The organism is Rufibacter psychrotolerans (assembly GCF_016924645.1).
In the GTDB taxonomy this organism is placed as follows: Bacteria; Bacteroidota; Bacteroidia; order Cytophagales; family Hymenobacteraceae; genus Nibribacter; species Nibribacter psychrotolerans.
Genome location: NZ_JAFFJV010000004.1, coordinates 88,287 through 110,013, shown reverse-complemented (window position 1 = coordinate 110,013; position 21,727 = coordinate 88,287). Strand labels below are relative to the sequence as shown.

Annotated in this window: 18 protein-coding genes; 8 read left to right on the top strand and 10 right to left on the bottom strand. The window is 53.5% G+C overall.

Annotated features, from left to right (window positions below; all coding sequences use genetic code 11):
• The 3 genes from JT718_RS04945 to JT718_RS04935 are packed head-to-tail and all read right to left on the bottom strand — an operon-like array spanning position 1 to position 2,588.
• Complete coding sequence (locus JT718_RS04945) at positions 1–1,146, bottom strand: porin family protein (protein WP_205500763.1); 1,146 nt, start codon at positions 1,144–1,146, stop codon at positions 1–3.
• Positions 1,147–1,158: 12 nt separating this feature from the next.
• Positions 1,159–2,037: a hypothetical protein gene (locus tag JT718_RS04940; RefSeq protein ID WP_205500762.1), complete on the bottom strand. Its 879-nt coding sequence runs from the start codon at positions 2,035–2,037 to the stop codon at positions 1,159–1,161.
• A gap of 11 nt (positions 2,038–2,048) precedes the next feature.
• Entirely contained in the window at positions 2,049–2,588 is a 540-nt protein-coding gene (locus JT718_RS04935; RefSeq protein ID WP_205500761.1) for an RNA polymerase sigma factor, read from the bottom strand.
• 231 nt (positions 2,589–2,819) lie between these two features.
• On the opposite strand from JT718_RS04935, the gene JT718_RS04930 reads away from it, so the two are divergent.
• Positions 2,820–3,218 carry a rhodanese-like domain-containing protein gene (locus JT718_RS04930; protein ID WP_205500760.1) on the top strand — a complete coding sequence of 133 codons (399 nt, stop codon included), beginning with the start codon at positions 2,820–2,822 and terminating at the stop codon, positions 3,216–3,218.
• Positions 3,219–3,343: 125 nt separating this feature from the next.
• Here the strand turns inward: JT718_RS04930 and JT718_RS04925 are convergent, their stop codons facing one another.
• The 6 genes from JT718_RS04925 to JT718_RS04900 all read right to left on the bottom strand — a co-directional run bounded on the left by JT718_RS04925 (position 3,344) and on the right by JT718_RS04900 (position 9,341).
• Positions 3,344–4,264: a bestrophin family protein gene (locus tag JT718_RS04925; RefSeq protein ID WP_205500759.1), complete on the bottom strand. Its 921-nt coding sequence runs from the start codon at positions 4,262–4,264 to the stop codon at positions 3,344–3,346.
• 47 nt (positions 4,265–4,311) lie between these two features.
• Positions 4,312–4,773 carry a hypothetical protein gene (locus tag JT718_RS04920; RefSeq protein WP_205500758.1) on the bottom strand — a complete coding sequence of 154 codons (462 nt, stop codon included), beginning with the start codon at positions 4,771–4,773 and terminating at the stop codon, positions 4,312–4,314.
• A 240-nt stretch (positions 4,774–5,013) separates the two neighbouring features.
• Positions 5,014–6,387: a sensor histidine kinase gene (locus JT718_RS04915; protein WP_205500757.1), complete on the bottom strand. Its 1,374-nt coding sequence runs from the start codon at positions 6,385–6,387 to the stop codon at positions 5,014–5,016.
• Positions 6,384–7,070, bottom strand: a complete 687-nt coding sequence (locus JT718_RS04910; RefSeq protein WP_205500943.1) for a response regulator transcription factor — start codon at positions 7,068–7,070, stop codon at positions 6,384–6,386. The genes JT718_RS04915 and JT718_RS04910 overlap by 4 nt, the downstream gene beginning before the upstream one ends.
• A 247-nt stretch (positions 7,071–7,317) precedes the next feature.
• A complete protein-coding gene (locus tag JT718_RS04905) occupies positions 7,318–7,677 on the bottom strand; it encodes a CoA-binding protein (RefSeq protein WP_205500756.1) in 360 nt (119 codons plus the stop codon).
• A gap of 83 nt (positions 7,678–7,760) precedes the next feature.
• Positions 7,761–9,341, bottom strand: a complete 1,581-nt coding sequence (locus JT718_RS04900) for an NAD(P)/FAD-dependent oxidoreductase (RefSeq protein ID WP_205500755.1) — start codon at positions 9,339–9,341, stop codon at positions 7,761–7,763.
• 637 nt (positions 9,342–9,978) lie between these two features.
• On the opposite strand from JT718_RS04900, the gene JT718_RS04895 reads away from it, so the two are divergent.
• The 3 genes from JT718_RS04895 (at position 9,979) to JT718_RS04885 (ending at position 15,496) form a co-directional block, all read left to right on the top strand.
• Positions 9,979–13,122 carry a SusC/RagA family TonB-linked outer membrane protein gene (locus JT718_RS04895; RefSeq protein WP_205500754.1) on the top strand — a complete coding sequence of 1,048 codons (3,144 nt, stop codon included), beginning with the start codon at positions 9,979–9,981 and terminating at the stop codon, positions 13,120–13,122.
• A gap of 22 nt (positions 13,123–13,144) precedes the next feature.
• Entirely contained in the window at positions 13,145–14,620 is a 1,476-nt protein-coding gene (locus tag JT718_RS04890) for a RagB/SusD family nutrient uptake outer membrane protein (RefSeq protein ID WP_205500753.1), read from the top strand.
• Positions 14,621–15,094: 474 nt separating this feature from the next.
• Positions 15,095–15,496, top strand: coding sequence for a T9SS type A sorting domain-containing protein (locus JT718_RS04885; RefSeq protein ID WP_205500752.1), 402 nt, complete (start codon positions 15,095–15,097; stop codon positions 15,494–15,496).
• Between the two features lie 170 nt (positions 15,497–15,666).
• Here JT718_RS04885 and JT718_RS04880 read toward each other — a convergent pair whose 3' ends face one another.
• Positions 15,667–16,635, bottom strand: a complete 969-nt coding sequence (locus JT718_RS04880) for a tryptophan 2,3-dioxygenase family protein (protein ID WP_205500751.1) — start codon at positions 16,633–16,635, stop codon at positions 15,667–15,669.
• Between the two features lie 225 nt (positions 16,636–16,860).
• Between JT718_RS04880 and sdaAB the strand changes: the two genes are divergently transcribed.
• The 4 genes from sdaAB (at position 16,861) to JT718_RS04860 (ending at position 21,389) form a co-directional block, all read left to right on the top strand.
• Positions 16,861–17,541, top strand: coding sequence for an L-serine ammonia-lyase, iron-sulfur-dependent subunit beta (gene sdaAB / locus JT718_RS04875; protein ID WP_205500750.1), 681 nt, complete (start codon positions 16,861–16,863; stop codon positions 17,539–17,541).
• A gap of 116 nt (positions 17,542–17,657) precedes the next feature.
• On the top strand, positions 17,658–18,998 hold the full coding sequence (locus JT718_RS04870; RefSeq protein WP_205500749.1) for a TolC family protein: 1,341 nt from the start codon (positions 17,658–17,660) through the stop codon (positions 18,996–18,998).
• A 6-nt stretch (positions 18,999–19,004) separates the two neighbouring features.
• Positions 19,005–20,387 (top strand): efflux RND transporter periplasmic adaptor subunit, encoded by a 1,383-nt coding sequence (locus tag JT718_RS04865; protein WP_205500748.1) that lies wholly within the window; start codon positions 19,005–19,007, stop codon positions 20,385–20,387.
• 3 nt (positions 20,388–20,390) lie between these two features.
• On the top strand, positions 20,391–21,389 hold the full coding sequence (locus JT718_RS04860) for an NAD(P)H-dependent glycerol-3-phosphate dehydrogenase (protein ID WP_205500747.1): 999 nt from the start codon (positions 20,391–20,393) through the stop codon (positions 21,387–21,389).
• Positions 21,390–21,727 lie beyond the last annotated feature (338 nt).

Below are 21,727 nucleotides of genomic sequence, written 5' to 3'. Positions count from 1 at the left end.
TTAGATCTCTATTCTTACACCAAAAGTGAGGGTGTTTGCCTTAGGACCTTTGTTATCTTCAAACACCTCATTCAGGTTATATTTCCCGAAGAATTCAAAGTCTCTGATACTTATGAATCCAGAGACACCGTACAGCAGATCATTTAGATTGTAATCATCTTTGATTTTTCTTTTAAAGTTATCTCCGTTCTGAGAGTATTTTACTTTGGAGTGGCTGCTGAACATGTAGCCTACAAATCCGCCGCCGCCTATCTGAAAGTTTGATTCTCCTTTGCTGTTTTTAAAGTCTAACCCTATTTCCAGAGGTATGTTGATAGAGGAAGTGGCCAGTTTGCTCTTCTCCAGGTTGATAGGGTCTGCCTTTACAAAATCTGTGGTGGCTTCATTTCTTACAATCATGATGTTGTCATCAAACATGTAGTTGTGGAAGTCAAAATTAAACCCAGATATCAGGCGCAACGGGCTTTCTACTCCACCTATTCTGTAGTGCCATTTGCTATTTAAGCTTATATAGCGAGAGCCAAGCGGCTTAAGGTCTATGTCCTGAACGCTGCTGCCGGCCAAAGCCTCCTTGTTCATCCAATTAGAAACTCCCAGATCAATCTGGAACACAAAATCTTTCTTAGGGTTGCGGCTTTTCTCCTTATCCTTATCCTTATCCTTATCCTCATCCTCATCAGCACTGGAATCGCCCACGTTCACCTTTACGCGGGTGCTGTTGCCATCTTCTTCTTTGTCAATGTCAATGCCCACCTTGTCGGTAATTCTGATGCGGTTCTTCTCTTTGATCACCACCTCGGTGCCGCCGGGGTTGTTCTGGGCAATGGTGATGCTCACGTCTTCAGAGGCGTTGGCCTGGCCTTTCTCAATGGTAACGGTCACTTCCTCGCCGTTTTTGCCGGCCGCCTCAATCTGCGAGGCGTACTTGTCCAGCAGCAGCATGAGCGAGTCTATTTTCTCGTTTTTGAGGTTTTTCAGGTCTTTTACGTCCTTCACCACCACCAGGAGGCGGGCCTCGTTTTTAAGCTTTAAGATGAGGGTATCCTGGGGCGCGGCCATTTTGGGGGCAAGAGAACTGGCGCGGGAAGGCAAGGCGATAGCTGCAGCCACCATGGTGGCCGAAAGCAGGGCGTACATACGTTTCATTGAAGTAGGATTTTAGAGTTCTATGGTCTTTGTGATTTTTTTGTTGCCTATGCGGGTTTCAAGCGCGTAGGTGTGTTTGGTAATCCCTAATTCTGCCAGATTGACCTTTTCACCGTCTTTGAGGTTTTTGACTTGTTTCAGGATTCCTTTCAGGACGCGTCCAGAACCTGTTGGGGTTTCCTCCTCTTGCGGTGGGGTTTCTATTGTAGTAGATGCAGAGGCGAGGGTGGTGGTTGCCTGGGCCTCGTCAAGTTTTACAATTATTTCTAAAGGCGCTGTTTCTGAGGCAGCTTTTGTTTCTTCCTGCTTTTTCACCGGAGTGGTGGCCGCCATCCTCACCGGCTCAGACACCATTTTCACGGTAGTGGGCTCAGTGGTGCGGGTTTGGGTAGAAGTAGTATTCGTGGCCTTTCTGTTCATTAAGTTTGCTTGCTGGCGTTCTGTTGTAGAGGCAGAAGCCAGAGCCTCCACCTGGTCTGCCTCAGCAGGAGCGGCAGGAGTAGCGCTGTTGAAGCTTGGCTCAACGGTTTGCGAAGGAGCAGGTGCCACTTCGGTTGCGGGTGCTTGGGCAGAAGGAGTTACTGTTCTCTGTTGCTCCACCGCAGCCACGCTACCAGAAGGCTGCAGGGGATCTATGTTGTCGCGGTTCACCCAGAGGCCCACGCTCAGGAGCATGGTCACCGCCGCTGCCGCCGAGTAATACCACATTCTGATAGGGCCGCGCTCTTCTTTCTGCTCCTGGGCGGGCGGTGCCATGAACAACTGAGGAGTTTCCTCCGCCGCAGGAGCCTGCATGCGGGACTGCAGTTTTGCCCAGGCGTCGTTGCTGGGGGCCACCGGCCGGTCTTTCAGCTTATCTCTGAATAGTTTGTCTAAGTCTTCTGCGCTCATGTCTTTGTCTGTTAGATGGCAATCATTACTCCTTGCTGGGCCAGCATGCGCTGCAGCATGGCCCGGGCTTTGCTTAACTGTGACTTGGAAGTACCCTCCGTGATGTGGAGCATCTCGGCAATTTCTTTGTGCGAGTAGCCCTCAATGGCGTACAGGTTGAAAACGGCCCGGTAACCGGCCGGAAGCTCCTGCAGCATATCCATCATCTCCTCGGCGCTCATGTCACTGTCGGCCGAGGCATCTTCTGAGGCCAGGTGGATGTGCTCTTTTTCAATGGTGAGGTGCATAGGCTCCTGCTTGCGCAGGTGCTGCAGGGCCTCGTTCACCATAATGCGGCGTACCCACCCCTCAAAGCTTCCTTTCTGCTCAAAACGGCCCACGTTCTGAAACACCTTCATAAACCCGGTGATCAGGACCTCCTCGGCATCCATCTCGTTCTTGAGGTACCGCAGGCAAACCCCCATCATGGGGCCGGCGTAGCGGTCGTACAAGAAGCGCTGGGCTTTGGCATCGCCTTCCTGCAGTGCTTTTACCAGATCTGTCTCGTTCACGGGTTGTAGAAGTTTAAGCTATACTTTATGCCTGTTTGTAATGATAGATGCACCACCTGGAATTTCGGTTGCCTTGGATTCTGAAAAAATTTAGGGTAAAAATAAGATTTTGGGCGTAAGTTGTGGTATGATTCCTAAGCTCAGGCACCAAATACTTGTACTCCAAAGGGTTAGTGCCGTATCTTTAGGAAAGAGTATTATTGCCTAACCCGTTTTTTTCTCCTGAATAATATGAAAGCATTTCTGATAGCCCTGGCTTTGGGTTGTACCCAGGCGGTTTTTGCCCAGGACCTTCCCTCCAAACCGCTTACTCCCACCCAGTACCAGGAGGTAGCCAAAACGCAAAAGGGAATCTTAGTGGATGTGCGCACCCCTGAAGAATTTGCCCAGGGGCACCTGAAGAAAGCCCGAAACTTAGATTATAGGGGAGGAGTCTTCGCGCAGCAGTTGGAGAGCCTAGACAAGTCCAAGACGTATTACCTGTACTGCGCCTCGGGCAACCGAAGCGGGAAGGCCCTGCAGCTCATGAAAGAGGCAGGTTTTGAGCACGTCTATAACATTGGGGGCTTTACAGCGCTGCAAGCTGCCGGGCTGCCCACCAAAACTCCCAAAGCACAGCCCAAACAGTAGCCTACCGGACATCGTTTTGGGTCTCTTTTCAGAAAAATTGACCTGAAACGGTTCTCCAAACAAAAACGCCCCGGCGGCAGACGCTTGATCTGCCGCCGGGGCGTTTTTTCTTACTTGAAGCCTGGTTACAGCACAAAGAAGGTAACCTTCTGCGGAGGCTTGGCAACCACCTCAGGCTCTTTGTACTCCCGCAGCATCTGGCGCAGGTCGCGGTCAATGGTTTGGGCAATGGAGCTCATGGGCGTATCGGTGGGTTTGTTCTCAAAGGGATCTTGCAGGTGAATGGCCATTTTCTCAATGAGCAGGAAGGAAGAGGCTATGGCCACCACCAGCGGCACCATCATGACCCCAAACACATCTATCACCCCAAAGGGCAGCATGAGAATGAACAGCACCAGCGCCAGGTGGGTGTAGAGGCTGTAGGTAGCCGGAAACACCGTGTTCTTGATGCGTTCGCAGCCGCCCATGGCGTTGCAGAGGCGGGTAAGGGTGCGGTCAATCTCTACCTGCTGGTATTTGTTGATCCAGCCTTCTTTGTAGGCAAACCTGAGGTCCTCGCCATGCAGCTCCAGCAGGCCCACGGGCTTGTTGGTGTACTCCTGCAGAAACGCCAGCTGCTCTTTGGTCATGAATTTGTCTGCCTCCTGCAGGGGCGGCAATTTCCGGAGCGACTGCCCCAAACTATAGCACCAGGCAATCTGCCGTTTCACGAAACGCTCTTTAAAGTAAAGCGCCTCCACCGAGGTGTACGGGGTGTCTACAAAGTTGAGGATCTGCCGGGTGAGCGACCGCGAATCATTGACAATGGCGCCCCATAGGGTGCGAGCCTCCCACCAGCGGTCATAAGCCTGGTTAGACCGGAAAGCCAGCAGCAAGGACAAGATGGTGCCCAGCATGGTAGGCACGGCAATAGGAATGGAGATTCTGGTAAAATGGAAATTGAGGTACATCACGGCCACCAGAATAGCATACGCCGTCACCAGGGCCACTTCGGCCTTTATCTTCCCAAACACATACCTGATTGGAATATTATTCTTCAGTAACATAGTTCATTATAAAAAAGGTGAAACATTCAGAGGCCTCGCGCCTGCGCTTAGAAAGCGTAACTGGCCAGGGGCTTTTCTGCCGTAACCGGCAAGGCAAGTGGGATAACCGGCAAAGGGCATTTGTTTAGGAACTGGAAAGGGCTCAGACTCTGCGGACCAAGGCTTTCATGCTCATAGGTAGCGGGGGTGGCCACCAGGTCTACGGCGTGGGCCTCCAGGAAACTGCGGAAGGCGAGCATGGTGCTGCCGTAAAAACAGGTCCACTCCAAGGCCACCAGCGTGGGTTGAGCCTCCCGCAGCTTACTGCACGCCCGCAGAAACTCCCTGGAAACCAGTTTATCCTCATCGGCCTCCCTGGAAAGCAATAACAGCTCCTGGATGGAACTGGACAGCCCGAAGGGGTGAAACAACACAACCTTCAGGGGCATCCCCGGAAAGGTTTCCACCAGCTCGGGAATGTAGGCCAGGGAGTCTTGCTTGAAATTGGAAGGCATTAAAACGGTAATCATAGTTGCTTGATTAGGTACTACATCCTTGTTCAAACAAACCTACGGCGGGCACATTAAGCCCATGTAAGAGATGGATTAAAACGGCATTAGAATTTAGCGGGGAGCTTTCATGTAGGGCTAAAATCAGGAAAACAGCCCCAAAACGGCCTAAAAAAGCGGCTCTGCCCTGCACGAGCGAGGCAGAGCCGCGTAGCCTTATTTTGTTGCGAAAGAGAGTGAATACGTAAGAGAGAGGCGGCCTTAAGAAACGGAGGCGAGGGGCAGGTTGATGCGTATCTCCGTGCCGGCGCCCTCCTGGGTGATGATGCCAATGGTGCCCTGGTGCAACCGGATGATGTTCAACGACAGGGGCAGCCCCACGCCATGTCCTTCAAAGTCGGTGGTGTTGGAGGCCCTGAAGAACGGCACAAAGATGTAGGGCAGCTCCTCCTCCGGAATGCCAATGCCTTTGTCCTGCACAGAAACCGTGAGCTGGCCGTTCTCAGAAATGATCAGCACCTTCACCGCCTGGTTGTGGGAGTACTTGCAGGCATTGAGCACAATGTTGCTCACGGCCAGCTTCAGCAGGTTCACGTTGCCGTTCACCATGAGCTCGGCTTCGTCCTGGGGCAGAAAGCTGAAGTCAATCTGGATGTTGTTCTGAGGGTAGAGCTGGTCGGCGGTTTCCTTCACCAGCCACAGGAGCTCATCCACGCGAATCAGCTCCCAGTTCTGCTTTTTGCCATCGAACCCGCTTTGGGCAATGCCCAGCAGACTGGTGAGAATATCCTTGAGCTTGTCAGACTCCTGCAGGATCTTCTCCAGCGCCTGTTGGTGCTCTTTGCTCAGGCCGGGCCGGGACAAGGCCAGCTCGGCCTCGCCCTTGATGATGGTGAGCGGGGTGCGCAGCTCATGCGAGGCGTTGCTCACAAAATTGTTCTGGGTGTCAAAGGCGGTCTCCAGGCGGGTGAGCATCTCGTTGAACGTCTGGGTGAGCTCGGTCAGCTCGTCTTTGTTTTCGCTGGGGGCCAGCCTCAGGTTCAGGTTCTCGGCACTGATGTTCTTCACGTTCTGGATAATGTCCCGCACCGGCTGAAAGGTGTGCCTGGTGAAGCGCTTGCCCATGAAGTACACCACCACCACCGAGATGAGGATGCCCACCAAGAGGATGCGTGAAAGGTGGTTTTCCTGCTCCAAGCCATAGGCGTTCTGCGCCGCCACCGCCACCAGATAGTCCTTGCCCCGGCTACTGACTACTTTGCCGGCGTAAAACGTCTCCTGAAACCGGTAGTAGGCCAGCTTCTCCTCCAGCACCTCCGCCACGAACCTAACGGGCAGGCCCTGGGCCTTGAGGTGGGCAATGGGGTTTATGCGCGGCACCTCCAGCAGGTATTCCCGCTCGGCCGGAAGTTTCTCCAGGTAGGCCTGCCGCAGCTTTCTGATCTCCTCGGGCGAACCGGCGGCGTTTACTTGCAGGTGAATGGCGGTGGCCAGGTTCACCCTGGTTTCCAGGCGCTTGTAGAAATCCTTGAAGACGTAATGGCTGGTAAACAGGAAGATAATGCCGCTGAACACCAGAATGATTAGGGAGGTAAGGCAGAAGAACAGGAGCGTGGCCCGGGTCTGTATGTTCATGCCGGCGCCTCCTCTTTGAGCACGTAGCCCATGCCAATGATGGTATGGATGAGCCGGGGTTCATAGGCTTGGTCAATCTTTTTGCGCAGGTAGTTGATGTAGACATCCACCACGTTGGTGCCCAGGTCAAAGTCAATGTTCCAGACGTTCTCCAGGATCTCCACCCGTGACAGCACCCTGGTCTGGTGCCGGACCAGGAACTCCAGCAGCCTGAACTCGGTGGCGGTGAGGGAGATCTTGTTGCCCTGCCTGGTCACGGTTTTGCTTTCCAGGTCCATGACCAGGTCGGCCACCTGCAAGGATTTGCGGGGCAGGCTCCCGTTCTGCGACCGCCGCGCCAGCGACCGGATGCGGGCTTTCAGCTCGGCGAAGTCAAAAGGTTTGACCAGGTAATCATCGGCGCCGCTGTCAAGCCCCATCACAATGTTCTCGTGCGAGTCCAGGGCGGTGAGCATCAGGATAGGGGTGTCTACCTGGTGCTCGCGCAGCTTTCTGCAAACCTCCATGCCGTTCATCTGGGGCAGCATGATGTCCAGGATAATGAGATGGAAGGTAAATTCCAGCGACATCTGCAGGGCCAGGTCGCCGGACATGGCCACGCTTACCTGGTGTCCGTCTTCCTTGAGGCCACGCTGCAGCATCTGGGCCAGGCTAGCCTCATCCTCCACCACAAGAATCTTCAGGTCCATTCAACGGTTGGTTGGTTTTGGTCAAAAGTAGTTGTTGAACTGTAACAAGCCAAAGGCAGAATGGTTACGGAGATAGAGGGTATTTTGATATTGGCTGCGCCACCAGAGAATGTAAGCCTGGAGGCAGCGGCTTTTATCTTGCAGCAATACAGAGGCTTGTGGATGTGATAAAATATAAAAGCGTTTAGGGGCCGTTTCCTGGGAAACAGCCCCTAAACGCTTTTATAGAGTGAGCCCTGGTTTAGTAGTTGCCCACCGAAAGCATCACCAGCGTGCAGGCGTGCAGGGTTTTGATGTTCTGCTCCTTCGCTTTTTTCTCCAGCTCCATGTTCTCGGTGCCTGGGTTGAAAATGATGCGCTTGGGCCGGAGCGACAGGATATAGTCATACCAGCTGGGTTGGTTCTGCGGACCAACGTACAGGGTCACGGTATCTACGTCAGCAATGGTAGGCTTTTCGGTTTCAATGGGCAGGCCGGCAACTTCGCCCCGCTTAATGCCCACCGGCACCACTTCATGGCCATAGCGTTTCAACTGATGCACGGCTTTGTAGCTGTAACGGCCAGGGTTGTCTGACGCGCCAATTACCACGGTCTTTTTCATTATTTTCCGGTGAATGTTAGAAAAACAGGCGCAAAACGCCTTCTTTATTATACTCTTAAAAAGAGGAGCGGGTTCGTGCCCGGTTATTTCCTGATCAGGACAGCCACCTGCTCTGCGCAGCGCTCCCCGTCCATGGCCGCCGACACGATGCCGCCCGCGTACCCGGCGCCCTCGGCGCAGGGGAACAGGTTCTTGATCTGCGGGTGCCGCAGGGTATCTTTGTCGCGGGGAATGCGCACCGGTGAGGAGGTACGGCTTTCCACGCCCACAATCTGAGCCTCGTTGGTCAGGTACCCGCGCATTTTATAGCCGAATTCCTGAAAACCGCCCCTGAGCCTTTCGCCAATCATGGGAGGCAGCACCTCGCGCAGGTCTACGCTGGCCAGGCCGGGCTGGTAAGAAGTCTCCAGCAGGGAAGCGGAAACTTTTCCTTTCACAAAGTCATGCAGGCGCTGGGCGGGAGCCACCTGAGTGCCGCCCGCTGTCAGGCACGCCTTCTGCTCCAGGGCTTGCTGCAGGCGTAAGCCGGCCAGGGCGCCGTGCTGCTTCAGGTCCATGTCTTCCAGGTTCACGGCCACCACTATGCCGGAGTTGGCGTACTTAGAGTCGCGCCGGCTGGGGGACATGCCGTTCACCACCACCTCGCCGGGTGCGGTGGCCGCCGGCACAATAAAGCCGCCCGGGCACATGCAGAACGAGAACACGCCCCGTTCCTGGCCTTTGTACTTCACCTGCTGTACCAACGCATAGCTGGCAGCCGGCAGGTGCAGGCCGCGGTCGCCGTTCTCGCAGTGGTACTGGATGCCGTCAATGAGAGTTTGCTGGTGCTCTACCCGCACGCCCATGGCAAAGGGCTTGGCCTCAATTAAGATGTTCTTGGCGTGCAGCAATTCATAGATATCGCGGGCCGAGTGACCGGTAGCCAGGATGAGGGCCTCGCCAGCGAAGTACTCTCCGGTGGCAGTCTGCACGCCTTTCACTTCTTGCCGCTCCAGAATAAGATCGGTGACGCGCTTGTTGAAGTGGATCTCGCCACCCGCTGCCAGAATGGCTTCCCTTAGCTTGGCAATCAGGACCGGGAGTTTGTTGGTACCGATGTGAGGGTGCGCGTCAAACAAAATATCGGGCGTGGCACCGTGCTGCACCATGATCTGCAGGATACGCTGCACATCGCCGCGTTTCTTGGAGCGAGTATACAGCTTGCCGTCTGAGTAGGTGCCCGCCCCGCCTTCGCCAAAGCAGTAATTAGAATCTGGGTTGACCACGTGCTCTTTGTTGATGGCCGCCAGATCACGGCGGCGGCTGCGTACGTCCTTACCGCGCTCCAGCACCACGGGTTTCAGGCCCAGTTCCAGGCAGCGCAGGGCGGCAAACAAGCCGGCCGGTCCGGCGCCCACAATCAGCACCCGCTGGGCATTGGGTTTCACCGGAGGGTACGTATAGGTAGGCAGAAGGGCAGAGAGGTCAGGTGCCTGCAGGTACACATCGGCCCTTACTTTTACCTTTACCTGACGGCCCCGGGCATCAATGGAGCGCTTGATTTTATGGATGTACGCGGCCTCCTGGGGCTGGGAAATGCCGGCTTGCTGCAGGAGTTCCTGCTCCAGCAGGAGAGGGTCATAGGCCACCTCGGGGGCCAGGACCAGGTCAAGTTCTTTTTTCATGAATAAGGGGTAAGGTAGTTAGCCTTAAAAAATACCAATGGGTACCTCAGCCATTGCACCGCAAAGATAGGTACTCTTGTTCAACAGAAAGCCAGGGCCAAAAATTCGTTTCGGGCCTGTTTTTGGCAAAAGGGGCCTAAATCACAACTTTTGGCATTTTACTCCTGCGCGCACCCCGGCGGACCCTTAGCAGCGGGGCTGCCGCAAGACTGTCAATTTCCTAAAGAATGTCCTAAATACTTGCAAAAATCTAGGCACAAGCCTTTGGTTAGATAACGTTTCAAAGGGCAAGTTGCAGGTTACAAGGAAAATCTAGAAATGTAGAAAATTACAAAATTTAGCCGTAAATTTCGCGTTTGTAAAAAACACCAGATCTATTCTGGTATTGTAGTATTTAAAGGTAGGAAGGAAGGTGATTTTAGAGGAGAGATAAAAGCGAGAAACCAATCTAAACAGAAACAACGCTCAGACAAACAAGAGAAACAACAAGAAACTTAGCGCATCTCTTTAAAGCGTTACAACATTACAACAAATTTACTTAACCCAAAGAGACCTCTAATTGTACTATCTGCCCCATGCTCTATGGGCCTGGTATAAAGTAGAGTTGCTCTCAGTCTTTTTACAATCCAAATCTTAAATGAAGAAAGCTTTTTTGTTCAGCTTCGTTTTGCTGCTGACGCTGGTAAGCCATGCGTGGGCACAAAATCGGACTATCAAAGGAAGAGTAACGGATGCCCAGACGGGCGAAGGCATGCCCGGCGTTACTGTTCAAGTGAAGGGGAGCACAAATGCGGCCCCAACCGGTGTAACCGGTGACTATGAGATCTCTGTGCCAACCGCAGACGGCACCCTGGTTTTCACGTTCATTGGCTACACCAACAAAGAAGTTGCTATTGGCACCCAGACCACCATCAACGTGGCCCTGGTTCCAGACCAAACGCAACTTGAGGAAGTGTTGGTAGTGGCGTATGGTACCGCTGAGGAGAAATCCTACACAGGTTCTGTGACCGCGGTAAAATCTGAAGCCATTGAGAAAATGCAGGCCAATGACGTGACCAAAGCCCTGGCGGGTCTGGCACCGGGAATTCAGGTAACCTCTCCCAGCGGACAGCCGGGTGCTACCAGTACCGTGCGCATCCGGGGGGTAGGTTCGGTGAATGCCGGCAGTGCTCCTTTGTACGTGGTAGACGGTGCGCCTTACTCAGGTGACATCAACGCCATTAACCCGCATGACATTGAGTCCATGACCGTGCTGAAAGACGCTACGGCGGCTTCCTTGTACGGCTCACGCGCGGCCAACGGGGTGATTGTGATCACTACCAAAGGCGGAGCTGCTCCTAAGGCCCCAACCATCACGTTTGGCGCTACCGTAGGGGTTTCTGACTTTGCCGTGGACGATTACAAGACCGTAAACGCCAGCCAGATGTACGAGCTTACCTGGGAAGCCCTGCGCAATGATGCCAGAGCCACTAAATCCCTGTGGGAAGGCAAGTACGCTTCTCCTGAGGAGTATGCCTCTAAAACGGTAGTGACCAGATTAGCCGGCGCCGGTAATGGCCAGCAGTACAACCCGTTCAACAATGAAAACGGGGTTACTGACCCAGAGCCAGTAGGGTTAGACGGTAAAATCAAGCCAGGCCTTACGCCTGCGTGGGACGAAGACTGGAGAGACGCCCTCTACAGAAAAGCCGTTCGCCAGGAATACGACCTGAGCGTGCAAGGCGGAACTGAGAAAGGCAATTACTACTTCTCTGGTAACTACTTAGACCAGCAGGGTGCCTTCATCACTTCTGGCTTTAAGCGTTACTCAAGCCGTCTGCGCCTGAACTCTCAGATCAGAGACAACATTAAAGTTGGCTTGAGCGCCAACATTTCTTATACAGACCAGAATGCGCCTACCTCCAGCGGTACTTCTTTCCGGAACGTGGTGTCATGGGGACGTAACATCTCCAGCATTTACCCTATCTACAGAAGAAAGAACGCTGACGGTTCTCCGTTCACCGGTCCGCAGGAGTATGACTTCAACACAGCCCGTCCGTACGGCGGAAACAGCAACCCGGTGGGTACCACTGCCCTTGACATCATCAGAGGCAACAACCTGACCTGGGGCTGGAACGGGTATGCGGAGATTTCTTTCCTGAAGGACTTCAAATACAGAACCACCCTGGCCCTGAACGGTGACAACTACCGTGGCGAAACGTTCTACAACCCTAAATACGGTGATGCCTCTGGCTCAATTGGGGGGCGTGGTACGCAGTCACGTTCTTCGTACACCGAGTACACGTTCAACCACATCCTGAGCTGGAACAAAACCTTCGGGGTACATACCCTGGACGCGTTGGGTGGTTTTGAGGTGTTCAACCTGTCTTCTAACTCCGTGTCTACCCAGAAAACCGGCTTCATTCCAATTGAAGGCATGACTGAACTGGACAACGCGGCTACCATTGTGAGCTCTAACTCACAAAAAGACAGACGCGCGCTGCAAAGCTTCCTGGGTCAGGTAAACTACGGCCTGGCCGATAAGTACTACCTGTCTGCCTCTTACCGTCGTGACGGTTCTTCCCGTTTCCAGAGAGATCACCGTTGGGGTAACTTCTACTCAGTGGGTGCCTCTTGGAGACTTTCTGAGGAAGACTTCATGAAAAACATCATGTGGTTGAACAATGCCAAGCTGCGTGCCAGCTACGGTACTTCCGGTAACGAGAACCTTTCTTCTTACTACGCTTACAGAGGGCTTTATAACACAAGTTACCCAGACCTGTCAGCACCGGGTATGATTGTGTCTACCCTGGAGAACCCACTTCTTTCTTGGGAGAAGCAGGCCATCTTCAACGTTGGTTTAGACGCAACCCTGTTCAAGAAGATTGACGTGTCTTTGGACTACTATGACAGAAAATCTAAAGACCTGCTCCTGAACCAGCCAATGCCACCGTCTTCTGGCTTCGTGGCCGTGAGCGACAACCTGGGTGCTATGCGCAACAGAGGGTTTGAGGCCAACATCACGGCCCACATTGTAGACACTGAAAAATTCGGGTGGTCTGCTAACCTTAACGCGGCCCATAACACCAATGAGTTCACCAGCCTGCCGCAGGATGTTATCCTATCTGGTACCAAGCAGTTCAAAGTAGGTCAGTCTATCTACGATTTCTTCATTGAAGAATTCGCGGGGGTAGATCCGGCTACTGGTTTGAGCATGTGGTACTATGACGCCAAAAACGCCGAGGGCGTGGTGGAAAGAAAAACCACTACTGATTACTCAAAGGCAACCCGTTACTACGTAGGCAACGCCCTGCCAAAAGTAACCGGTGGTTTCTCCAACAACCTGCGCTACAAAGGCTTTGACTTCTCTGTGTTGTTCAACTACAGCTTCGGCGGTAAAATCCTGAACACTGACTACAGCGGCCTGATGGGTGGCGGTGCTTCTGCCGGTACCAACTGGAACGTTGACATCCTGGACAGATGGCAGAACCCAGGTGACATCACCGATGTTCCTCGTCTGGGAACCGGTCAGTCCCTGAACGCCAATGCCCGTTCTTCCCGCTTCCTCACCGATGCCTCTTACGTGCGTATGCGTAACGTGACCTTAGGGTACACGCTGCCGGCTTCAGTACAGGACCGCTTAAGAATGAAAGGCTTGAGAGTTTTTGTGCAAGGCGACAACCTGGTGACCTGGTCTAAAGGCATGGACGGCATGGACCCTGAGCAATCTCTTGATGGTCTTACCAACAACAGCTTCCCAGTTATGAAGACTTACTCTGTAGGTGTTCGTGCTTCTTTCTAATCTTTGAAATTTAGCGCAATAGATGAAAATCAATAAAGTATCCATATACACCGTCTTGCTGGGCGCCTCCCTTGGTTTGGGGGCGTGCCAGGATGACTTCCTGGAGACAGTTCCTTCCAACGCTGTTTCCTATGATCAGGCGTTCAGTTCACCAGCCGGGGTAGAGGCTGCCTTTACCGGTATCTACCGGTTAATGCGTGACGCCCCGGTGAACTCCGGTGCCACCGCAAGCCACGACAGCTACGGCGTCCCGCACTTCAATCTTACCTGGGATGTGATGGGGCAGGACGTGATGGCCAACACCAGCTGGTTTGTGTACCAGTATGAACTGGACAACAAACTGCCTACTTACCGGGGCACGTACATGTTATGGGCAACCAACTATAACATCATCACCAACGCCAACAATATTCTGGCCAACGTAGGCAAGGTGCCTAACCTCACCGAAGCGCAGCGTCTGGCGTATGAGGGCGAAGCCAGAGCCCTGCGGGCTTTTGCTTACTTCAACCTGGCCAGAACGTACCAGCACACCTACCTGAAGGACCCACAAGCCCTGGCGGTACCGTTGGTACTGGAGCAGACTACTCCGCAGTCACAAGGCCAGCCTAGAGCCACGCTTGAGAAAGTGTACGCGCAGATCGTGGAAGACCTGACCATTGCGGAGCGTGACCTGCAAGTGAGCAGAACAGCCAAAAGCCGCGTGAACAAGAATGTGGCCCAGGGTATCCTGGCCCGCGTGTACCTGGAGATGGGCGAGTGGGCACAAGCCGCTGACTTTGCCGCCAAGGCCCGCGTAGGTTATCCTCTGATGTCTGCCACGGAGTACAAGGCCGGTTTCAACAACTACGCCAATGGTGAGTGGATCTGGGGCTTAGCCCAGTCTGCCGACCAGCAGGTTGCTTTCGCTTCCTTCTATTCTACCATGGACGGCCGTTACACCGTTGATGAAAAAGGCAACAGAACCTACGTGCGCAGAGGGTACAACAACATCCGGGCAAACGACAAGTTTGTGGAGCTGTTTGCCCTTACTGATGCCCGCAGAGAGTTCCAGGAAGCAGTGGGTGTAACCAACTCTAACCGTTACACCATCACCAAGTTCAAGGACCTGCCAGACCTGAGCGGCGACTTCGTGTTGATGCGTGCCGCGGAGATGTACCTGATTGAGGCCGAGGCGAAAGCCCGTCTGGGGCAGAATGAAGCCGCCCAGCAATTGGTGTACGAGTTGCGTCAGCAGCGTTTCATTGCGCCAACCATTTTGTTAAAACCAACCACCACTGATGCGGAGTTGGTAGACGAGATCTGGGTAGAGCGCAGAAAAGAACTGTACGGGGAAGGTTTCGGTCTGATGGACATCAAACGTCTGCAGAAGCCTTTGGTACGGGAAGGTAACCACACCGCTATGTTGGGTACTACTCCGGCCAACAGCGACCTGTTCATCTACATGTTCCCGCTCCTGGAGATCAACAACAACCCTAACTTCGGGCCTCAGAACCCATAACCCACGGGTTTGATTCAGCTAAAAAGGCTGCCCTCTAAAGGGCAGCCTTTTTTTATTGTCCATTAGCCTGAAGTAATCGGACACTTTATAAGGTCAGAAAACGGGTGCCACGCTTTGGGGCTTTTTTCCAGAAAACTGCCCTAAAACGCCCCGGGGCTTAGCTCATCACAAAAGGGGAAAACCCCGCGCGATCATTCCCGCAAAAACAGGCCAAACGGTTGCTAGTAAGCTACTGAAACCCGCTACATAGCATTCTTTCCAGATTGGATTGAAGCGGCACTTTTCCCGGTTCAGTCATTTTTATAGCCGGGTTCGTCATGTAACACTTCCCCTTGGGGCGGCATTAGAGTACATTTAGTTAAGCATTTCACCGGGGCCTACAGGGCAGGAGCAAGAGGAAAGAGGTTCAGGTTGCCAGGAAGCTGTTTACCACCAGAATTAAGTACCCCCACCATTATAAACGTATTTACCGCTATGACGCTCTTTACCACCTTCAGAAGTTCTTTCTCAGTGTTCATCTTGTTTGGGTTGCTGACCTTCGGGCAGAGCCTCCACGCCAAAAGCAGGATAGCGGAGGCGGCTCTCCCTGCACCAGCGTTTTCGGGCACCCCAGAACTGGTGGTAAGTAAGTTGCTGAAGTTGTACCCCAACCCCAACCACGGGCATGAAGTTTTCATTAAAGGTTTCACTAAGAATACCCAAGCCACCATACAGGTGAAGAATGCCATTGGGTACCTGGTGGCCGTTGAGAAAGTCTACACCTCAGACGAGGAAGGAACCGTGCGCCTGGACATCAGCGCCCTGCCCGAAGGCCATTACTACCTGCATATCAAAGTAGAGAAAGCACAGATTGTCAAGAAACTGATCAAGCTGTAGTTGACAGGCAGGCCTTAACTGCCAGGTAGGTGTTTTGGCCCCCTTTCCATAAAAACAGGCCCAAAACGAAGGGCCCCCTTAGAATGAAAGAAGAGGCGTACCTGATCCTTTAACTCAATATCCTGAAGCAGGTTGAAGTTTATTCCTGAAGTTTAGCTTCAAGCTGCTAGTTAATCTACTTCCCCCACAATGTTGTTCACCCAGCCTTTGCCCCAGTTGTCTTTTTCCTCCTGGGTCCAGAGCTCGGGGTAGAAGATGCGCTTCTGGAACCTGGGCGGCAGGTATTTCTGCCAGTTGGTGCCCCCGGTGGCGGCAATCACCTCGGGGTCGCGCTGCAGGTAACGTACCGCAGACTTGTAGTGCATGAGGGGCCAATTCACGTTCACGTTGCTGTCCAGTTCCCTGAGGTGGTTGAGGAGCTTTGCGTTTTGCTGCTCTTCTGCCGAAAGTCGCTTAAAAACGGCCCAGACGTTGGTGTGCTGAAACTCGCGGGCGTGCTGGAGCAGCTCGGCCGAGTACTTTTCCTCAAACTGCAGCAGGGTGAGGGTCTTGGCACCGGTGGCCGCCTCGGTGGCACCTTCCTTCCAGTAAATGCACCCGAACATCTCTTCCTGGGTGCTTTGCAGCCCCAGGGCCTGGCGTTTGGCTTTGTCGGTGAGGTTGTGCAGCTCAGTGGAGCATAGTTCAATCTTGCGGTACTGCACCGACTGGAAGCCGCTGGCGGGCATGAGCGCCATCCTGAACTTGAGGAATTCCTTCTGGTCCATGCCGTCTACCATCACGTCAAAGGAGTCAATGAGGTTCTCAAAGTACCGGTTTATGCGCCCCACCCGGGTAATGAGCATGGCCGCGGTGGGCGAGGGGTCAGTGGCAATCTGGCGGTACTCATGCAGGCAGAGCTTGAAGTAGAGCTCGGTGATCTGGTGGTACATGATGAAGATTTCCTCGTCTGGTATGCGGGTACGGGGCGTCTGCAGGCTCAGGAGGGTGTCCAGATGAATGTAGTCCCAGTAGTTGAGGAAGTCTGAGTAGAGTAACCCTTCCAGGTAGGAGGCTAAGTCCTGGCCCAGAGGCCGGTATTTCTGCTGGAGGCGTTCCAGCAGTTCCAGCACCTGCGGGGAAAAGGTTGGGTCTGGCATATATTATTTTCTGAATGTTGTAATTATCTTTCCTTACTTGCGACAAAGAAAGTAAAAGTATTTGGATTGGAGTCTTCCTATACGCAAGAATCACCCCATTAGGCAACCGTTCAGGGCTTTGCTGCATCAGAGAAAAAAGAAGGCCCGTGCATCGCTTCAGGGAGACGCAGCTGCTTACAGGTATCTAAATTCTTTACCTTTGATGCCTCAACCAGAAAATAACCCATGGCAGAAAAGAGCAGCATTTTTGATATGATAGGCCCCGTGATGATAGGTCCTTCCAGTTCGCATACGGCCGGGGTGGTGCGCATTGCCCGGGCCGCCATCCGCATCCTGGGGGCCCCGCCCACAGAGGCCACCATCACCTTTTACAACTCGTTTGCGCGCACCTATGAGGGGCACGGCAGCGACCGGGCCATCCTGGCTGGCCTGCTGGACTATAAGACCGACGACATCCGCATCAAGGAATCCTTTGACCACGCCCGGGAGCGGGGCCTGAAGTACACCTTTAAATCGGTGGGCAACGCCTCTACCATGCACCCCAACACCATCAAGCTGAACCTGAAATCGGCCGAGGGGCGCGAGACCGAGGTGGTGGGCCAGAGCCGGGGCGGCGGCGTGATCAGCATTGTGGAGGTAGACGGGTTCCCGTCCAACTTTTCGGCCAACCTGCACACCCTCATCATTGACGCCGATGACGTGAAGGGCAGCATTGCCTTTATCAGTGACATCATTGCCCATGACGACTGCAACATTGCCACCATGAACGTGTCCCGCAAGGGCCGCCACGACCTGGCCCGGCAGTTTATTGAGATGGACTCTGGGCTGCGCCCCATTTCGCTGGAGTACTTACGCCACCTGAGCTGGGTAAAGAATGTGATCTACATCCCTAATATTGACTTATAATGCTACGTTTTACTTCTAGATTCCTGTCTACGCTGGGGCTTGCCGTTGGCAGTGCCACCTTGTCTCTGGCACAAACCACTCCACCCGCAGAAACTGTCTGGAGCTTAGAACAGTGTGTGGCACACGCGGTAAAAAACAACCTGCAGATCAGGCAGGCAGGACTTTCAATTGAACAAGCGTCTATTGATGTCAAACAGGCCAGGGCAGATCAATTGCCTACCATTAACGGGAGCGGTTCCCATGGTTTTAACAATGGTTTCTTTCTTGATCCGGTAAGAAACCAGATTCAAAACACGCAGATTTGGTCTGGAAATGTGGGCGTGAATGGCTCAGTGAACCTCTATAGTGGTTTGCAGACGCACAACACCATCAAACGCAATCGGCTAGAGTACCAGGCCAGCCAGTTAGACCAGCAGAAAGTGCAGAATGACATTACCCTCAATGTGGTAACAGCCTACATGAACATTCTGCTAAACCAGGAAATTCTCAAAACCAACCAGGAGCGCCTCAACCTGACCCAAAGCCAGTTGGAGCGCACTCAAAAACTGTTCAGAGCCGGGAGCGTTCCTGAAAGCAATGTGTTAGACCTCAACGCCCAAATTGCTAGCGATGAGTTAAATATCATTACCGCACAGAACAATATTGAGCTGGCTGAGTTGCAGTTGATTCAGTTGTTGAATCTCACCAACGCTACTACAGCAAACTTCTCGGTGGTGGTACCCAATATCCCTGACCCAGACCAGACCGTGATTGCGTTTGATGCCGAAGACGTGTATGCCACCGCCTCTGACAGAATGCCCGAGATCTTACGGGCCAGGTTGCGGATTCAGAGTGCCAACAAATCCATAGCCATTGCCAAAGGGGGGTATCACCCCAGCCTGAGTATAGTAGGAAGCATCAGTACCCGTTACTCCAGCGGAAGTTCTTTGATTTCATTTGGCGATGTTATAGAGTCCCAAGACATTGGTTTCTTAGATCCTAGCTTAAGCCAAAAACTAACCCTATATAGTCCGTCACAAATTGAAAGGACCTATCCCTATTTCAACCAACTGCAAGACAACATTGGTCAGTTCATAGGGATAAACCTAAGCGTTCCAATTTTGAATGGTTTCAGGGTAAGGAACAATGTGCAGTTGTCCAGAATAGGTTTGAGGAATGCCGAGATCAATTCTGATATTGCAAAAAATGAGTTGAGACAAACCATCGCCCAGGCGTATTCAGATGCCGTGGGAGCCCAAAAAAGGTTTGTAGCGGCCAGAAAACAGCTGGAAGCTTTTGAACAAGCCTATAAAAATGCAGAGATTCGCCTCAACAACGGCCTCATTAACAACGTGGATTTCAACGTGGCCCGCAACAACCTGGTAAAGGCCCAGTCTGACATTATCCAGGCCAAGTACGACTACACATTCAGACTTAAGTTCCTGGAGTTCTACCAGGGCAAAACCATCACCCTTTAACCACTCATGGCAAAACGCAAATCAAACAAACTGCTCTACACCTTAGGAGGACTGGTAGTAGTACTTATCGTGGGACTCCTGATCGCAAAGAAAAACGGCTGGATTGGCAAGGAAGAAGGGATAGCCGTGACCGTGGCCAAAGCACAGCCCGCCAACATCATAGAAAGAGTAAGCGCCTCTGGCAAAGTACAGCCTGAGATTGAAGTAAAGATAAGCCCGGACGTATCTGGGGAGATCACCGAACTGTTCGTGAAAGAGGGCGACTCTGTGGTGGCCGGACAGTTGTTGCTCCGTATCCGGCCCGACAACTACCAGGCCATGGTAGAGATGCAGTCGGCCAGTGTGAACACCCAGCGCGCCAACCTGGCCCAGGCCAAGGCCCGCCTCAACCAGGCCCTGGCCAACAGCAAGAACATCCAGCAGTCGTATGAGCGGAACCGCAAGCTATTTGAGCAGAAGGTCATCTCCCAGTCAGAATTTGACGCCGCCCGCTCGCAGTACGAGGCCAACCGCGCCGAGGTAGACGCCGCCCGCCAGAGCGTACGGGCCGCCGAGTCTACGGTGCGCAGCGCCAGCGCCTCCCTGGAGGAGTCCAGACGGAACCTGGACAAGACCACCATCTACGCCCCGGTAAGCGGCACGGTGTCCAAGCTGAACGTAGAGAAAGGCGAACGCGTGGTAGGAACTTCACAGATGGCCGGGACAGAGATCATGCGCATCGCCAACCTCAACAACATGGAGGTACGGGTAGACGTGAACGAGAACGACATTGTGCGCGTGCACCTCAACGACTCAGCCATTATTGAGGTTGACTCCTACACCAACGCCAACCGCAAGTTCAGGGGCATTGTCACCTCTATTGCCAATACCGCCAAAGACGCCACTTCCCTGGAGGCGGTGACCGAGTTTGAGGTACGCATCAGATTGCTGAACGACTCGTACAAAGACCTGCTGGAAAAAACCGGCCGCTCGCCCTTCAGACCCGGCATGACTGCCTCAGTAGACATTATCACTGAGCAGAAAAACAACGTATTGTCTGTACCTTTGGCGGCGGTAACCACCCGGGCCAAGGATAAACCCAACGCCAAGGCAGGCGCCACCGACAGCTTCCAGCAGGAAGAGGACAAGCCTGTTCGGGCCGAGGACCGGCCAGATGAGGTGGTCTTTGTGCACGAAGGCGGTAAAGTGAAAATGGTGAAGGTAACCACCGGTATCAGTGATTTTGATAACATAGAGATCCTCTCGGGCCTTAAGCAGGGGCAGGAAGTGGTGTCGGGTCCGTTCAGAGCGGTGTCAAAGCAGCTCAAAAACGGGGATCTGGTGACCATCAAGGACGAGAAATCACTCAGTAAAGAATTAAAAGAAGACACCTCAGAAGAACAGGAGTAAGCTTTGCAGGAACAAGAAAGAATCGCCGTTCTGGGAGGGGGCAGCTGGGCAACCGCGCTGGTCAAAATCCTCTCAGAAAACAAGACCCAGGTACGCTGGTGGCTCAGGAACCAGGAAGATGTACGCCACCTTCAGCAATACGCCCACAACCCGCGGTACCTGAGCGGGGTGCGCTTTGACCTGGAGTGCGTGCAGCCCTCCAATGACATAGTGGAAACCGTGGCCCAGGCCGAGTGGGTGATCTTGGCGGTGCCCGCCGCCTTTGTGCAACAGGCCCTGTCTGCCTTGCCGCCCCATGCCCTGCAGGGCAAAACCCTGGTGTCGGCGGTGAAGGGCATGATCCCTTCAGAAAACCTCCTGATCACCGATTTCCTGGAGCAGCACTACGGCGTTCCCGCCGACCGGCAGTGCGTGATTGCCGGTCCCTGCCACGCCGAGGAGGTGGCGCTGGAAAAGCAGTCGTACCTCACCATCGGGTCGCATGACATTGCCCGCGCCGAGCGGTTCTGTTCCCTGCTGCGCAACCGCTACGTGAAAGCCAACCCCCTGGACGACATTGACGGGGTGGAGTACTGCGCCGTGATCAAGAACATCATCGCGCTGGCCTGCGGCATTGCCCACGGGCTCAACTACGGCGACAACTTTCAGGCGGTGCTGGTCTCCAACGCCATGGAGGAGATAGAGCGGTTCCTGGACGCGCTTATGCCGCTGCACCGCGACCTGAAAGGCAGCGCCTACCTGGGCGACCTGTTGGTGACCGCCTACTCCCAGTTCAGCCGTAACCGCACGTTCGGGAACATGATCGGGCGGGGCTACACGGTTAAATCGGCGCAGTTTGAGATGAACATGGTGGCCGAAGGGTACTACGCCGTGAAAAGCATCCACCAGCTCAACCGGCAGTTCAAGGTAGACATGCCCATCACCACCGCAGTGTACAACATCCTGTATGAACGCATTTCACCGGGGGTGGAGATTGAGATCTTAAAGGATAAGTTTAAGTAAGTTACCGTGAAAACGGCTCATAAACAGGAAACCCGCCCTAGGTGTTAGAGCGGGTTTCCTGTTTTTAGGGTATTTCCTGCAAAGTGGCCCCAAAATAGAGAGGCGCCTGGCCTAGCTCATTCCTTGCGAAGCCGTTCATATTTCCATTCTAATGAAGCAGGTACAACTGGCGCAAGCGTCCGCTTGTGCCTTGGGTACGAATTCCTGTTTTAGGCCTGTTTTCCAGAAAGTAGCCCCAAACCGGTGGCACAAGCGGACGCTTGCGCCAGGGTTAAAACTCTACTGAGCTAGTCCAGTTTGCGCTAAGCTCAGCCCCTCAGAAAACCCTGCCAATGTGA

Excerpts from the sequence above, each read along its gene's own strand:
- JT718_RS04945 (WP_205500763.1), bottom strand. The coding sequence starts at position 1,146 with ATGAAACGTATGTACGCCCTGCTTTCGGCCACCATGGTGGCTGCAGCT.
- JT718_RS04940 (WP_205500762.1), bottom strand. The coding sequence starts at position 2,037 with ATGAGCGCAGAAGACTTAGACAAACTATTCAGAGATAAGCTGAAAGAC.
- JT718_RS04930 (WP_205500760.1), top strand. The coding sequence starts at position 2,820 with ATGAAAGCATTTCTGATAGCCCTGGCTTTGGGTTGTACCCAGGCGGTT.
- JT718_RS04925 (WP_205500759.1), bottom strand. The coding sequence starts at position 4,264 with ATGTTACTGAAGAATAATATTCCAATCAGGTATGTGTTTGGGAAGATA.
- JT718_RS04920 (WP_205500758.1), bottom strand. The coding sequence starts at position 4,773 with ATGATTACCGTTTTAATGCCTTCCAATTTCAAGCAAGACTCCCTGGCC.
- JT718_RS04915 (WP_205500757.1), bottom strand. The coding sequence starts at position 6,387 with ATGAACATACAGACCCGGGCCACGCTCCTGTTCTTCTGCCTTACCTCC.
- JT718_RS04905 (WP_205500756.1), bottom strand. The coding sequence starts at position 7,677 with ATGAAAAAGACCGTGGTAATTGGCGCGTCAGACAACCCTGGCCGTTAC.
- JT718_RS04900 (WP_205500755.1), bottom strand. The coding sequence starts at position 9,341 with ATGAAAAAAGAACTTGACCTGGTCCTGGCCCCCGAGGTGGCCTATGAC.
- JT718_RS04895 (WP_205500754.1), top strand. The coding sequence starts at position 9,979 with ATGAAGAAAGCTTTTTTGTTCAGCTTCGTTTTGCTGCTGACGCTGGTA.
- JT718_RS04890 (WP_205500753.1), top strand. The coding sequence starts at position 13,145 with ATGAAAATCAATAAAGTATCCATATACACCGTCTTGCTGGGCGCCTCC.
- JT718_RS04885 (WP_205500752.1), top strand. The coding sequence starts at position 15,095 with ATGACGCTCTTTACCACCTTCAGAAGTTCTTTCTCAGTGTTCATCTTG.
- JT718_RS04880 (WP_205500751.1), bottom strand. The coding sequence starts at position 16,635 with ATGCCAGACCCAACCTTTTCCCCGCAGGTGCTGGAACTGCTGGAACGC.
- sdaAB (WP_205500750.1), top strand. The coding sequence starts at position 16,861 with ATGGCAGAAAAGAGCAGCATTTTTGATATGATAGGCCCCGTGATGATA.
- JT718_RS04865 (WP_205500748.1), top strand. The coding sequence starts at position 19,005 with ATGGCAAAACGCAAATCAAACAAACTGCTCTACACCTTAGGAGGACTG.